Genomic DNA, 14254 nt, shown 5'->3' with positions numbered 1-14254 from the left:
TGAGGATTGTCAACGGGTACAGCGCAGCCGGGGGGGATTTAACGGCGCTGCCGGTTTATGCGAACGGGGAGGGACATTCATCAATTTCATCTGTTTCTGGCAAGTTGTTGGTGTTTATTGGGTTAGTTCCTCCACAACACGCGAGTGAGAATAAGGAGGTCTTGTCGCGGATTAGTAAACGCGGCAATGTGATGTTAAGGACGTTAAGGTAAAACCTGAGGTTGATGAGGCTAATTCATGCGGTGGCTCGGTGAAGCCGCATATACGTTCTTTTCGTCAAAACTGATTGTTGACAACAACCCTGGGGCCATACGGGCTCTACCCACTGACTACAGTATTGTTTTTTAATCGGAGTCCCTCCACCCTTTCTTCATGTCAATTACACAATGGGCAACGAGCGAGCGACCGCGGGAAAAATTGCTGCGAGAAGATGCGTATATCCTCTCGGATGCGGAGCTGATCGCTGTGATCATCCAAAAAGGCGTGCGCGGGTGCAACGCTGTTGAGTTAGCGCGCGAATAACTCAATCATCTCGGCAAGCTCGATAGTCTACTGAATACTGGTTTTCAAGGTCTTTCCGGCTTGCGCGGTTTTGGAAAAGCGGTCTATTGTAAGCTCAAAGCGGTCGCCGAATTACAACGGCGTTACCTCCGTCAGTCACTCGAGCGAAAGCCTAACTTGGCTGTGCACCCAAGACGCCCAACAACTTCTGGTGCGCCCAGTTTCGCTATCATGAAGGCGAAGTTTTTGCCTGTCTTTTTCTGGATAACCGCCATCTCATCATTCAGTTTGAAAAGCTTTTTTATGACTCAGTTAATCAATCCTCCGTTCATCCGTGGGAAATCATTAAACACGCCCTCTATCATAAATAGCGCCCCTCATCGTCGCCCACAAACACCCCTCCGCGTCCCCGAGAACCCCAGTAAGCCGACCGTCCCCCGCCACAACCCATCTCAAAGAAGCCTTTGCATTGATGGACATGTGGCTGCTTGATCATAATTAATCGGTGATCGAGATTCGTTTTCTTTTGTAGAAAGTGGGTTGCTTTGACTCTGGCGGATGACGCCTTCGATTGCTTGCGCGTAGCTCTTATTTCTGGTATAAAATCGAGCCTTATCGCTGAAAGTATCGGAGAGTATTGTCATGGCGAAAGTATGCCAAGTGACTGGGAAACGGCCCCAAAGTGGGAATAACGTCTCTCATGCAAACAACAAAACCAACCGTCGTTTTTTACCTAACTTGAAAAAACACCGTTTCTGGCTGCCGGATGAAAAACGTTTTATAACATTAACTGTTTCTACGCACGGCATCCGAATCATCGACAAGCTCGGTATCAATGCAGTTCTCAAAAAAATTCAGGAACGCGAAAAAGAAAGCAAATAAGGGTTAACCAATGGCCGTCAGTCCACGCGAAAAAATAATGCTTCAATCTACCGGAAAAACCAAAGCGGGCAAACCGACCGGTACCTTTTACACGACTTATAAAAATAAGCGAAATACCACCGATAAATTAAACATCAAAAAATTTGATCCGCGTGCTTGGAATTCTGAAACGGGCAAGTGTGGAATGCATGTACTCTTCAAAGAAAAGAAAATCCCGAAATAAAACTAGTGCCTTAAATATTTAATTTTAGGTCTTCAAAATGAGAGCATCCAAATTGAATAGCTTAAAGAGCCACACTGCATCGCCATCATCTCGCGAGTCCGTTTGCCGTATTATTGAAAAATACTCGCTTTCGCGGCCGAGCCTTAGTTATTTTCATCTTGTAATCGCTGATACTTCTTCATTAAATCCTCTTTAGACTCCTGGAAATCTAAAGGAATACAATCGACAGGACAAACTTGGCGGCATTGGGGTTCATCGAAATGACCGACGCATTCCGTGCATTGATTAGGATTAATTTCATAAATCAACTCACCCATGGAAATCGCATCATTCGGGCATTCAGGTTCGCAAACATCGCAATTAATACATTCTTCAGTAATCTTTAAAGCCATAGAATTAATGTTATTTACTTTTCTTTTCTTTTTTGTAAATGATGCGCAACTAAAGGGGGAACAAACGGCGATACGTCGCCGCTCAGAGTAACGATTTCTCTTACCATGGTTCCAGAAACATAACTGTAACCTTCTCGTGCCGGTAAAAAAATAGTTTCAATTTCAGGTGATAATTTATAGTTCATATGCGTTAGCTGGAATTCATAATCAAAATCAGAAACGGCGCGAAGTCCACGTAAAATAAAATTAGCCTGGTGTGTTTTGGCAAAATCCACCAAAAGTCCGCTAAGTGGCAAAACTTTAACACGCTCATCAGTCAATACGTCAGCGATTAAATCAACTCGTTCCTCCAGTTTTAAATGAGGATCTTTACGGCTGGTGGGAGCACATGCAACAATTATTTTGTTAAATAGGGGTAAAGCGCGCTCGATAATATCTACGTGGCCATTGGTCAGCGGATCAAAGGTTCCTGGGTAGATGGCGGTTGGTTTCATGGTGGCGCCTTTGTATCACTCTCTCCCCAACCCCTTCCCCCTAAAGGGAAGAGGAAGTAATGAAGAGGGGGTTTTTTATAATTCGTTCAATGCCTCGATCAGAACATTTTGCTTTCAGTTCCAAAATAGACTCGCCGCCGGGTAAAATCAAGTCTTCTGCGATTTCAGCCAGTGGATAGATCACAAATTCCCGCACGAAAAGCCCTGGATGTGGAAGACAAAGCTCATCGCTCTGAACGGAAAGATTTCCATACAATAAAATATCGAGATCGATAATCCGCGGTCCCCATCGTTTCCCGCCCCGACACCGGCCTTGTTTTTCTTCGAGTCGTTGCAATGCTTTCAAAAGCATTTGGGGGGACAACGTAGTTTCAACCGCTGTTACGGCGTTGATGTAATCCGGTTGATTAGTCTGGCCCAACGGTTTGCTCCGATAAAAGCTGGAATAGCTAAGACAGGCAGTTTGCGGCAATGTGGACAAATTACTTACCGCGATTTGCACTTGCTTGAGGGGATTATCCAGGTTTGAACCTACGCCAACATAGGCTATTGTCATTGCGTTTTTCTCGCAAGCTCATTTATCAACTGTTCGCGCTGCCTAGGGTTTCCGTCGCGAAATGCTCGCCACCAATACACAATTTCGGTCAGTGGTTCGCCAGCACACTCTCGTAATTCTAAAAAATCAAAAGCGGCTCGGAAAAAACGTTGTTGCGCAATTCGGTAAACACGAGTGTGTCGCTGCCGTTCTAAATGGTATTGTAACATCCAAACGGAACGCGTCATTACAGTTAATCGACGAGGAAGGGGTAATATTGTCACCTGTCGCTGCAAAGCTGTGTTTATCCCGTGATACAACGCTGGGAATAAGCGTTTATGTTTTTTAAAATGCTGTTGCGTTAATTCTTGCACGGTGGGCCATAAAAAAATAGCGAATAAAAATCCCAGGTTTAAACTTTGTTGGTTGTGATAACGTTTGTCAGTGGCTTTTAAAGCCAATTTAATTAAATTTTCGTAAAACGGTTGTCGTGTTTGTCGTGTTTTTTCTAAAATAGTGGCGGCTTCCGGAAACAAAGTTCGCATATAATGCGTTTGCTTTAACAATTGGTAAGAGCGAACCGCGTGTCCTTCAAAGAATATCTTTAATACCTCTGTAAAAAGACGAGCTGAAGGCACATGACGCAATAGATTATGTAACCTTTTTAAAGGTTCTTCGGTGTCCGGATGGATTTTGAAATCCAGTTTCGCTGCTAGCCGGATGGCTCGTAGCAATCGTAGCGGGTCCTCATGGTAACGTTGGGTAGGATCGCCAATCATGCGAATTAATCGCTGGTGCAAATCCCTCATACCGCCCGTAAAATCGATAACGGAAAAATCGGTGATGTTATAGTAGAGCGCATTAACAGTAAAATCACGCCGCCAAGCATCCTCTTCAATTGTGCCATAGGTGTTATCTTCCGATAGCATACTCGCCCCTGTTTTTTGAATTTCACTCAGCGGTTCTTCTTTTAATAACTCTTCCGCATTTGCGCGGAGGGTTGACACCTCAATAATTTCATTCGGAAAGTAAACATGAACTAAGCGAAATCGCCGACCAATAAGGCGGCTATTTTTGAAGAGTTTTCGTATTTCGTGGGGGCGCGCGTTGGTGGCGATATCAAAGTCTTTAGGGCTATAGTTTAATAACATGTCTCGCACGCCGCCCCCCACCAGATAGGCTTCATAACCGGATTTGCTAAGACGATACAACACCCTCAGCGCGTTGGGACTGATGTCACTGCGTGAGATAGAATGATTTTTACGTTTAATGACTCGGGGCCGGTCTTTCTTTCGTTCAAAGCGGAGTAAGTAGCTAATTTTCCGCCATTGAGAGGATTTAAACATTTACTTTCCGCCATCAATTGCGTTCTTCCCATTACGGTCTACAATAGGCGTTTATTCTATGACATCCTCGCTCCCTTCGTCTAGAGGTCTAGGACACCGCCCTCTCACGGCGATAACACGGGTTCGAATCCCGTAGGGAGCGCTATTGTTAGGAAAAGAAAAAGGGGAGAGTTAATGGGTGACCCTTTTTCCTGACTAATTTTTAAATTCAGGCTTACTGGCTGCTGCATTTTCTAGATTTCCCAAATCTTTCAGATGTCGTTCCCGCATTTTGCTTTGCTTCATACGGCTACAAAATCGGTGGGCCTTGAAGGGGAAAGAAATTTAGGGTATCAATGGAAGTCTGTCAATAATGCCTGGAGGTTGCATTATGCACAGGTATGGAAACCTCTTCCATCCACTGATCTTTCGCTCACAACTCGAAGATCCTCAATTCTCCGACTATGCATTATGGCGCTTGGATTGTGATCCGTTCGTAGAAGTGTTAGAAACAATCTGCCGTCTGAACGATGGAAAGCTACGAACTAAAAAGGTGGAGCTGACCCTATTTGATTCGGCCGAGAAACTGGAAGTTTCGTTTGCGGATTATATTTGGTGAATAGTCGCCTATGAGAGACTGACCCGTTCCCAAATGATTTATACGTTAATTTGCCTCGACAGGCGTCAAGAAAAAATTTTTTTAACTTCTTTAAATTTTTATCACTTATTCTTAATCTCTGCTTTAGTAGCCTACAAATTTCATCAGCTTTGCTGATTTAGTAGGAATTATGGTCAAAGAGTTAAATATACTTGAAGCAGAATTCTTATTTACTATTAGCTTTAGTCTTTATGTTTTACTAGAAACCTATAACGAATATAGTCGAATTGTGGATGGACAAAGAATTAACCGCCAATTAGTCGAGGCAAGGTGACCGAATCTATCAATTTTTCTCTTTTCCTTTATATATTTAATACTTTTCCTCTCCTCCCGGGAAGAGAAATTCTTATCACTCTTTACATCGCCCTCGATTCTAATATTGCTTTTTACAAAAAGTCTCTTTGATACCGAATTTTCCGATGAATAAGGCTAATAAAAATAGCAAGGGAATCATCGTAAGCGCAACTTGATAAGCATAGGTACTATAGACAGGAGCATTTTCCAACATTCGACCGTCCCAGAATTTATCCAACAATAGCCCCACAATCGGTTGTAAAATAACACCCGCGAAAATAATACCCATATTAGTTAAGCCTGACGCAGTCCCCACGGCTTGAGGATGATTATTATCGATGACCAGACCGAAAGAGATGACCATGACAGAACATGCCGCGCCGAAGAGGAAGAGACAAACAGCTAACAGCATTTGAGGCAAGGCGGGAACATACAAAATTAAAGAAGCGGCAACAAATCCTAAAATAGCAGCTGTAACCATGGGTAGCCGGCGTCGTTGAATAGCATTCGTCCACCAACCGAAAAAAGGCCCGCCGACGGCGATGCCAAGCCAGATTAGAGAGAGCAAAGCCGTGGCGTGAACATTCGTAAATTGATAGGAACTTACGAGAAATAAGGCGCCCCATGAAGTAGCGAACAACGCCGTCGGCCCCCAAATAGCAAAACCGAACAATGCAATCCACCATGATTGCGTCTGTTTAAAGACATCACGTAAATAAAGACGGTTTTCTTGCGCTAGCAATTTGGCGGCGGCTTTAGTTAGATGGGCCTTAGGTTTATCCTCAATAATCAACCAATTGAGTATGGTAAGTAAAAAACCCAATGCCGCAATAAAGTAAGTTGTTCGTTGCCAACCATACAGGTTTGCAAAATGCGCCACGGGCGCTGAGCCAATAACAGCGCCAGCGCACCCAAGGACTTGCACCAGCCCTGCATACATGGCAAATCGCTTAGCACCGAGCCAATAAGCGCCGACCGATAAAGCGCCGAGATAAGCGATGGAGGCGGTAAATCCCATAATAAAACGAGCAATGACAGCGAGAGGAAAATAAGTAGTGGACGCAAAGATAAGCGTTGCTATGGAACAAAGTAGAAGCCCTAAAGAAAGCGAACGACGCGCGCCGAATTTATCGCACAACATGCCGGATGGAATTTGCATCAAGGCGTAGCCGTAAAAAAAACCGCTAAATAAAATACTGAGTTCACCAGCTTGAATTTTGAACGCGTCTAATAACTCATGCGCGACAGCCATCGGCATGACGCGGACTAAAAAATCGTACGCGTAAAAGGAAGAAGCGACGATGCCTACAATTAGTGGTGTCAGCCAAAGATGGGGTTTCGTGTTTTTCTTACTGATCAGCATAATTACCCTCTATGCGAAATTTATTACCCTTGTGTTCCCTCTGCAATGATGCCATAATAAATCAGGTCATGAGGGGAAGGGGTCCCTAAATGTATTGTCGTAAGCCAATATTCATTAGCTGTTTTTACATTTTAATGCTTGCCTTTGCTCTGGTTGGAATAGTATCCCGCATTATTGCTCAAAATAATACCCGTAGACTAGCCATTTTAATCGACATAAGAGGCGGCATTGGTCCAGCCGCCACCGATTTTTTTCATCGCAGTCTAAAGCAATCTACTGAAAAAAAGCACAAGTTATTATTTTACAACATAACACGCCTGGTGGTTTAGCGACTGCCATGCGCGATATTATTAAAGATATACTCCCTTCACTCATCCCAGTCATCGGCTACGTAGCGCCGAGCGGGGGCACTCATGTTTTATACGCCACTCCTCATATTGCCGCCATGGCCCGTGGAACCAATTTAGGAACTGCGACGCCGATCGCTATTGGCACACCCGGCGGCAGTTCTCTTGAAAAGGACGTTAAGGGTGCCGAAAAGAAAAAAAGAACTAAAAAAGCACCGGCGAAAAAACCGCGGCTGAAAAAAAGCCATTAGCGATGCGAGAGCCTATATTCGCAGTTTGGCATAATTTCGCGTTCGAAATGTGGAATGGGCAGAAAGTGCGCTCGTTGAAGCAGAAAGCATTTCCGCCGAAGAAGCGTATAACATTAAGGTAATTGATATTATTGCGTCGAATATACCTAATTTACTAGAACAAGCGAATGGCATGAAAATTAGTGTGCGTGGCGAAATGCAAACTGTAAACACCGCCAATCTGGAAATACAAAAAGTAGAACCCAGTTGGCGAACACGCTTTTTTAAGCGTGATTACCGACCCCAGCGTCGCCTATATTTTATTGATGATCGGTTTTTATGGAATTTTTTTTGAATTTATTAATCCCGGTTTTATTGTTCCGGGGTAGTGACGCTATTTCTTTATTGTTAGCGCTTTACGCGTTTCAATTACTGCCAATCAATTACGCGGGTTTAGCGTTGATTTTATTAGGATTAGCTTTCATTGTTGCGCAAGTTTTCATGCCGAGTTTTGGCATGTTGGGTATTGGCGGCGGTGTTGCATTTATTATTAGTTCTATTGTTCTAATGAGAACAGATGTAATTGGCTTTGGAATTCCTATGTATTTAATTAATTATCGCTATTGCTATTGTCACCATAGCTTTTTTTTACTCGTTTTAAGTATGGCGTTTCGTTCGCGGGGGCGGCCGATTGTGAGTGCTCGAGAAGCGGTGATTGGAAAGCGCGGTGTTGTCAATATCAGCGATAAACGCATGTGGGTGCGTATCGAAGGCGAGCGTTGGCAATGTAAAAGTGACGTTCCCCTTCAAGATGGCGATAAAGTCTTCGTTGAACGACTCGAAGGATTATTTTGTGTGGTCAAACCCGTGGAGAAAAAATAATGATGATTGTTCTAATTGTAATAGTGGTATTGGTTTTACTGTTGTTGTTTTCCGCTATCCATATTCTGAAAGAGTACGAGCGGGGTGTTATTTTCACTTTAGGTCGTTTTTGGAAAGTGAAGGGTCCCGGCTTAATCATCGTCGTGCCGATTATCCAACAAATTGTTCGCACGCATTTGCGAACGGTTGTGATGGATGTGCCTAGTCAAGATGTTATTTCCCGCGATAATGTTTCCGTGCGGGTGAGCGCGGTTGTTTATTTTCGGGTGATTGATCCCGAGCACGCGATTATTCAGGTTGAGGATTATTACGAAGCAACGAGTCAATTGGCGCAAACCACATTGCGTTCCGTATTGGGCCAACATGAACTCGATGAAATGCTGGCCGAACGAGAGAAGTTAAACAAAGATATTCAAGAAATTTTAGATGCGGAAACAGACGCGTGGGGTATTAAAGTCGCCAACGTCGAAATTAAACATGTCGATTTAGAAGAAAGCATGGTTCGCGCCATCGCCCGCCAAGCTGAGGCTGAACGGGAACGACGGGCAAAAGTGATTAACGCAGAAGGTGAATTTCAAGCCGCCCAACGCTTAAAAGAAGCTGCTGAAATTCTAGCAAAACAGCCGCAGTCGTTACAATTGCGTTATATGCAAACCTTAATGGATCTAGCGAGCGACAAAACATCAACGATCGTATTTCCCATGCCGATTGATATTTTAAAAATTTTCGAAAAGAAAGTGAGTAATTAATTACTTAATACCGCATCCTCTTGCCACTGAAGGCTCATAAGTCAAGGTTTAAAAAGTTTCATGCCTTGCCCAACTCTTTTCTAGCTTCTGATTAGACCTCATTTCCGGAGTAATGGCGAACATCTCAACGTCGTGGGATCGGCCGTGATAGTAACGATAATTTTTCAGACTTCCTTCATGAGGAAATCCCACTTTTTTAAGCATTGCAATAGAGGCTGCATTTTCCTTAATTGTTTCTTCGCCTTGCTTTCCAGTTGCAGGGGCACAGTTCATCGGTTTGTAAAGCATCAAGAACGTGAAAACTTCTTGGGATTGCGGCCCGTTGAGATCGTTCAGCATTACAAACGCACGATTTGGTTAGGATCAACGATAAAGGTAGCACGTTCCGCTACGCCTTCTTTTTCGTTCAAAATACCGAGCCATTCTGACAAGTCACGTCGGATGTCGAACAGCATGAGGAGCGGTAAGTGGCTCAGTTCTTCTTTTTCTCCCCATCAAGCTAAATGGACAAATTCGGAGTCGATGCTGGCACCGAGCACCTACATCACAGTCAGCAAATTCGCCATTCAGTCGCCCAAATTCAGCAATTTTTGCCGGACACACAAAGGTAAAGTCCTTAGGCCAGAAGAAGAGGACGGGCCATTTGTTCGTATAGCTTTTTTGTTGATTTTGGTAAAGGCGTTGTTAACATCATTGCTAATTATAGCCTTTAATGAAAATGAAGGAAATTGTTCGCCGATTTTTATCATAATTTTCTCCTATAAAAATAGCAGTTGTTAACATTACAAAGGTATTAAAACAAAGAACCTATGATTGATAAAATTGATTATATTTATTATAATAATAGAATTTATTTATCATGCTTAGGTATCTGAAACATGAATATCCGTGATCTTAAATATCTACTTGCAGTCGCTGACTCTGCTCACTTTGGTAAAGCGGCTGAAAAGTGCTTTGTCAGTCAGTCCACATTAAGCGCCCAGCTTAAAAAGTTGTAAGAAGAGTTGGGGGTGAGGCTATTTGAGCGTAATAACAAACGCGTTTTAATTACACCGATCGGCCAAGTTATTGCGGCCCAAGTCCGTGTTATTTTGCAAGAAGTGGAAAAATTAAAAGACTTAGCACAAAACGCGCGAGATCCTTTTGCCGGCGTTTTCCACCTAGGCATCATCCCAACTCTCGGTCCTTATTTATTGCCTATTATCTTGGAGATTTTTAAAAAACGATTGCCCAAATTAAACTTGGTCGTTTACGAAAACAAAATCGAAAACACTCTTCATGAACTTCAGTAGGAGAGATTGGACGCTGTGATTTTAGCGCTCCCGGTTTCCCCCCATCTCGTAGTTCATGAATTATTCTGTGAACCATTTTACGTGGCTTTACCTAAGCATCATCCAATAGCTAAAAAGAAAAGTGTGACGCTGGCCGATTTTGAAAAAGAAACATTGCTTTTATTAGAGGAGGGGCACTGTTTGCGAGAACAAGCCCTGAAAGCGTGCAGCATGACCGAAGCGAAAACTGAAACGGGATTTAAAGCAACGAGCCTTAAGACATTGCGTCATTTAGTTGCGGCGGGTGCCGGAATTACTCTGTTGCCCGCGCTTTCAGTAAACGCTGAAAAAAGTGAGTTAGCCATTAAATCTTTTAATGTCACTATTCCTTCACGATCAATCGGAATGCTTTGGCGTGATTTTAGCATGCGAAATGAATGTTGTGAGACAATGGCGAAGTTAATTAGTGCAGAAGTGAAAAAACATCCGAAATTAAAAACACACGCGCCATTAAAGGTAATGGAAAGAAAATTAGAGTAGCCTGTATGAAGCGAAGCGGAATACGGGGATAATGCTATTAGATTCCGGTATTCCGCTTCATACGGGCTACGTTATAATTTCTTTTTGAATAATTCGTTTACCTGTTGCGGATTGGCTTTGCCTTTGGTGGCTTTCATTACTTGGCCGACAAAGAAGGCAATCAGTTTGTCCTTGCCGCTGCGGTATTGTTCAACTTGGATAGGATTGTTTTTGATAACCTCGTCGATGATTTTTTCGAGTGCTTTGGTATCCGTAATTTGCTTGAGTCCATATCGTTCAATAATGGTGTCCGCATCACCTTCTCCACCCCACATGGCTTCAAACACTTGTTTGCCCATACTCCCGGATAAAGTGTTATCGGCGATACGGTGCAGAAGGCCCGCTAATTGTTCAGCGTTGATAGGGCTTTGGGTGATAGACAGATTATTTTTATTTAATGCTGCCGCCAAATCCCCATTAATCCAATTAGCGGCTAGCTTGGGTGGAATGGTCTTATCTATTTTTAAGATAGTTTCAAAATAATTGGCTATTTCGATTTGAGTAGTCAGTAATTTAACGTCATAGTTACTTAATTGATAACCAGCTGCAAAGCGCTTGCGTTTTTCCCAAGAGAGTTCGGGTAATTGGTTTTTGATGGCTTCAACAAATTCAGAGCTAATTTCCACCGGTAGTAAATCCGGATCGGGAAAATAACGATAATCATACGCCTCCTCTTTCGTTCGCATTGAGCGTGTTTGGTCTTGGACGGCATCGTATAAACGAGTTTCTTGAATAATAGTCCCGCCGTTTTCGAGTATTTCTTTCTGACGGTTAATTTCAAATAAAATAGCGCGCTTCACAAAGCGAAATGAATTCACATTTTTAATTTCAGCGCGCGTGCCAAATTTTTCTTCACCTTTTGGTCGCAAGGAAATATTAACATCGCAACGAAAAGCACCTTCTTGCATATTTGCATCGCTTACGCCGATATAACGAACCAGGGAATGCAATGCTTTCAAATAAGCGACGGCTTCTTGGGCTGAGCGGATGTCTGGCTCGGAAACGATTTCGAGAAGTGGTGTCCCCGCCCGATTGAAATCAATACCGGAATAGCCTTGCATTCCTTCGTGAAAAGATTTCCCGGCGTCTTCTTCTAAATGCGCGCGGGTAATGCCGATACGTTTGGTCGTTCCATCCTCATTTTCAATATCGAGATGACCGTTTTGTACAATTGGGAAATTGTATTGACTAATTTGATAGCCTTTTGGCAGATCCGGATAGAAATAATTTTTACGCGCAAAAACCGAGCAAGGGGAAATAGAAGCATCTACACTGAGACCGAAACAAACAGCTAGTTTTAGGGCTTCTTTATTTAATACGGGTAAAACGCCAGGCAAACCCAAGTCAATGGCACAGGCTTGGGTGTTCGGTTCAGCGCCGTAAACGGTGGCAGCGCCAGAAAAAATTTTCGATTGCGTTCGCAATTGGACATGCACTTCAAGTCCGATAACGGGTTCCCATTCCATTTTTCTACCTCAATTTGGGCGATTGTTTGTGCCAATCGGTTTCTTGTTGATAGCGGTGTGTGATATTTAATAAACGGGCTTCTTCAAAATAATTCCCTATTAATTGCGCTCCGATCGGCAACTGATTCATAAACCCGGCGGGGAAAACGATCGCGGGAAGGCCTGCTAAATTAACGGCAATGGTGTAAACATCGGAAAGATACATAGCAACAGGATCTGCTATTTTTTCATTTAATTTAAAAGCGGTTGTGGGTGTCGCTGGGGTTAAGATCACATCCACCGTTTTAAACGCTTTCATAAAATCATCGCGAATTAATTGGCGAATTTTTTGGGCTTTCAAATAATAAGCGCCGTAGTAGCCGGCTGAAAGTACGTAGGTCCCAATCATAATTCGCCGTTTGACTTCCGAACCAAAGCCCTCAGTCCGCGATCGTTTGTAAAGTTCATCGAGATCAACGGGCTTGTCGCAACGATAACCATAGCGGAGGCCGTCATAACGCGCGAGATTGGATGAACATTCGGCTGGTGCTAATACGTAATAAACCGGGGCTGCAAAATCGGTGTGGGGTAACTGAATCTCAATAAATGTGGCACCCATTTTTTCCAGGATTTTTTTGACGGTTTCTATAGATTCAGCAATGGATGGATTTAACCCTTCGCCAAAATATTCTTTAGGTAAACCGACTTTTAAGCCTTCTAACGAAGTGGTTAACGTTGCGGTGTAATCGGGAACGCTTTTATTAATACTAGTGGAATCTTTTGCGTCGTGTCCGGCTAGGGCATTTAATAACAATGCAACATCTTCAGCCGTTTTCGCCATCGGCCCGGCTTGCTCTAAGCTCGAAGCAAAAGCGATCATGCCATAACGAGAAACTCGGCCATAGGTGGGTTTTAATCCTGTAATACCGCATAACGCTGCGGGTTGACGAATGGAACCGCCCGTATCCGTCCCCGTGGCCCCAGGTACAAGACGCGCTGCGACCGCCGTCGCTGAGCCGCCGGAAGACCCGCCGGGAACGCGTTCCAGGCACCACGGATTTTTGACAGTGCCAAAGTAGCTGTTTTCGTTGGAAGAACCCATGGCGAATTCATCCATATTGGTTTTACCAATTAAAATGGCTCCTGCTTTGTTTAGCTGCTCTACTACAGTGGCGTCGTAAGGGGCGATAAAATTATCCAGCATCTTTGACCCGCAACTGGTTTTGATGCCTTTGGTGCAGAAAATATCTTTTTGAGCGATGGGAATGCCGGTTAAAGAAGTGGCCTCACCTTTCGCTAAGCGCGCATCGGCGGCTTTTGCTTGTGTTAATGCGTATTCTTCCGTAATAGTAATAAAGCTGTTGAGTGTGGGATTGATTGTTTTAATTCGATCGAGAAAATGCTGGGTCAGTTCGACACTGGATATCGTTTTATCACGCAAATCCTGCTTTAATTCAGCAATTGTTTTTTGATGCATTTTTTATCCTTCATTGTCAATAACGATAGGAACCATATAAAGGCCGGCTTCAACCTGAGGTGCGCTTTTTTGAAATAAGTCACGCTGGTTGGATTCCGTCACGTGGTCCTCACGTAAGGGCTGCGTTTCATTGTAAGGGTGGGCGAGGGGTTCTACCGCGGACGTATCAACTTTATCCATTTTGATCACTAGATCAAACGTTTTGTTGAGTGATTCCAGTAAGGCGTCGTTTTCATTTTTTGGAATAATGAGCTTGGATAAATTTGCGATTCTGTCAATATCTCGAGACTTCAATAAAGCCATCGTACATCCTCCGATTTAAGTTGGGCATTATATCGAATCTTTAAGATCGTGTCGTCAATTCTCACGAGGGGGTTTAATGCACTTTCATTTGCAATATCGATTGTGATTGTAGTAATATCCATCACGGACTCTCCTTTTAAATTAAACTATTTAATAGCCAAAGTTATTATGGTACTCCGAAAGGATAATGCCGCGACCCTTAAGGTCAAGAAGGATGAGTCCATTTTTTTAAGGCACCTTAGGCGTGTGCCTAGAGCTCAACTTAAGGGGGCGAGGTAAAGAGGGAATATCAAGTAGTTGAAAA

The 14254-nt window shown here is 43.4% G+C and carries 10 protein-coding genes, 1 tRNA gene and 9 pseudogenes; 9 read left to right on the top strand and 11 right to left on the bottom strand.

Features of this window, described 5'->3' with window-relative positions:
- From OWO34_RS06725 to rpmG, 4 genes and pseudogenes are all read left to right on the top strand, one after another.
- Nucleotides 1–206: pseudogene (locus OWO34_RS06725) on the top strand (transposase); the annotation flags it as partial.
- A 166-nt stretch (nt 207–372) separates the two neighbouring features.
- A pseudogene (gene radC, locus OWO34_RS06720) lies at nt 373–1050 on the top strand (RadC family protein).
- Between the two features lie 93 nt (nt 1051–1143).
- Entirely contained in the window at nt 1144–1383 is a 240-nt protein-coding gene (gene rpmB / locus OWO34_RS06715; RefSeq protein ID WP_267256987.1) for a 50S ribosomal protein L28, read from the top strand.
- A gap of 10 nt (nt 1384–1393) precedes the next feature.
- On the top strand, nt 1394–1606 hold the full coding sequence (gene rpmG / locus OWO34_RS06710) for a 50S ribosomal protein L33 (protein WP_267256986.1): 213 nt from the start codon (nt 1394–1396) through the stop codon (nt 1604–1606).
- Nucleotides 1607–1749: 143 nt separating this feature from the next.
- On the opposite strand, the gene OWO34_RS06705 is transcribed toward rpmG, so the two are convergent.
- From OWO34_RS06705 to pcnB, 4 genes and pseudogenes are all read right to left on the bottom strand, one after another.
- Nucleotides 1750–1998, bottom strand: coding sequence for a YfhL family 4Fe-4S dicluster ferredoxin (locus OWO34_RS06705; protein ID WP_267256985.1), 249 nt, complete (start codon nt 1996–1998; stop codon nt 1750–1752).
- 14 nt (nt 1999–2012) lie between these two features.
- Nucleotides 2013–2492 (bottom strand): pantetheine-phosphate adenylyltransferase, encoded by a 480-nt coding sequence (gene coaD, locus OWO34_RS06700; protein WP_267256984.1) that lies wholly within the window; start codon nt 2490–2492, stop codon nt 2013–2015.
- A gap of 15 nt (nt 2493–2507) precedes the next feature.
- Nucleotides 2508–3048, bottom strand: a pseudogene (gene folK, locus OWO34_RS06695) (2-amino-4-hydroxy-6-hydroxymethyldihydropteridine diphosphokinase).
- Entirely contained in the window at nt 3045–4373 is a 1329-nt protein-coding gene (gene pcnB, locus OWO34_RS06690) for a polynucleotide adenylyltransferase PcnB (RefSeq protein WP_267256983.1), read from the bottom strand. The pseudogene folK and the gene pcnB overlap by 4 nt, the downstream one beginning before the upstream one ends.
- Nucleotides 4374–4442: 69 nt before the next feature.
- Here pcnB and OWO34_RS06685 point away from each other — a divergent pair.
- Together OWO34_RS06685 and OWO34_RS06680 are read left to right on the top strand one after the other, a co-directional pair.
- Nucleotides 4443–4515, top strand: a tRNA-Glu gene (locus OWO34_RS06685).
- Between the two features lie 210 nt (nt 4516–4725).
- Nucleotides 4726–5387 (top strand): annotated as a pseudogene (locus OWO34_RS06680) (cyclin).
- Here OWO34_RS06680 and OWO34_RS06675 read toward each other — a convergent pair.
- The gene (locus tag OWO34_RS06675) at nt 5384–6667 is read right to left on the bottom strand and encodes an MFS transporter (RefSeq protein WP_267256982.1); all 1284 of its coding nucleotides are present in this window, start codon (nt 6665–6667) and stop codon (nt 5384–5386) included. The pseudogene OWO34_RS06680 and the gene OWO34_RS06675 overlap by 4 nt on opposite strands.
- A gap of 89 nt (nt 6668–6756) precedes the next feature.
- Between OWO34_RS06675 and OWO34_RS06670 the strand changes: the two are divergent.
- Together OWO34_RS06670 and OWO34_RS06665 are read left to right on the top strand one after the other, a co-directional pair.
- Nucleotides 6757–8126, top strand: a pseudogene (locus OWO34_RS06670) (NfeD family protein).
- On the top strand, nt 8126–8875 hold the full coding sequence (locus OWO34_RS06665) for a slipin family protein (RefSeq protein WP_267256981.1): 750 nt from the start codon (nt 8126–8128) through the stop codon (nt 8873–8875). The pseudogene OWO34_RS06670 and the gene OWO34_RS06665 overlap by 1 nt, the downstream one beginning before the upstream one ends.
- A 34-nt stretch (nt 8876–8909) precedes the next feature.
- Here OWO34_RS06665 and OWO34_RS06660 read toward each other — a convergent pair.
- Both OWO34_RS06660 and OWO34_RS06655 read right to left on the bottom strand, forming a co-directional pair.
- Nucleotides 8910–9109 (bottom strand): annotated as a pseudogene (locus OWO34_RS06660) (GNAT family N-acetyltransferase); the annotation flags it as partial.
- A pseudogene (locus OWO34_RS06655) lies at nt 9104–9624 on the bottom strand (peroxiredoxin); the annotation flags it as partial. The pseudogenes OWO34_RS06655 and OWO34_RS06660, both read right to left, overlap by 6 nt.
- 129 nt (nt 9625–9753) lie before the next feature.
- Here OWO34_RS06655 and OWO34_RS06650 point away from each other — a divergent pair.
- Nucleotides 9754–10686: pseudogene (locus OWO34_RS06650) on the top strand (LysR substrate-binding domain-containing protein).
- A gap of 71 nt (nt 10687–10757) precedes the next feature.
- On the opposite strand, the gene gatB reads toward OWO34_RS06650, so the two are convergent.
- The 4 genes and pseudogenes from gatB to OWO34_RS06630 all read right to left on the bottom strand — a co-directional run.
- The gene (gene gatB, locus OWO34_RS06645; RefSeq protein WP_267256980.1) at nt 10758–12191 is read right to left on the bottom strand and encodes an Asp-tRNA(Asn)/Glu-tRNA(Gln) amidotransferase subunit GatB; all 1434 of its coding nucleotides are present in this window, start codon (nt 12189–12191) and stop codon (nt 10758–10760) included.
- A 4-nt stretch (nt 12192–12195) separates the two neighbouring features.
- Nucleotides 12196–13647 (bottom strand): Asp-tRNA(Asn)/Glu-tRNA(Gln) amidotransferase subunit GatA, encoded by a 1452-nt coding sequence (gatA, locus tag OWO34_RS06640; RefSeq protein WP_267256979.1) that lies wholly within the window; start codon nt 13645–13647, stop codon nt 12196–12198.
- Between the two features lie 3 nt (nt 13648–13650).
- Complete coding sequence (gatC, locus tag OWO34_RS06635) at nt 13651–13950, bottom strand: Asp-tRNA(Asn)/Glu-tRNA(Gln) amidotransferase subunit GatC (protein ID WP_267256978.1); 300 nt, start codon at nt 13948–13950, stop codon at nt 13651–13653.
- A gap of 150 nt (nt 13951–14100) precedes the next feature.
- Nucleotides 14101–14178: pseudogene (locus OWO34_RS06630) on the bottom strand (hypothetical protein); the annotation flags it as partial.
- Between the last annotated feature and the right edge of the window lie 76 nt (nt 14179–14254).

Origin of the sequence: Coxiella endosymbiont of Ornithodoros maritimus (assembly GCF_907164965.1) — a bacterium.
In the GTDB taxonomy this organism is placed as follows: Bacteria; Pseudomonadota; Gammaproteobacteria; order Coxiellales; family Coxiellaceae; genus Coxiella.
This window is presented reverse-complemented; position numbering and strand designations above follow the sequence as displayed.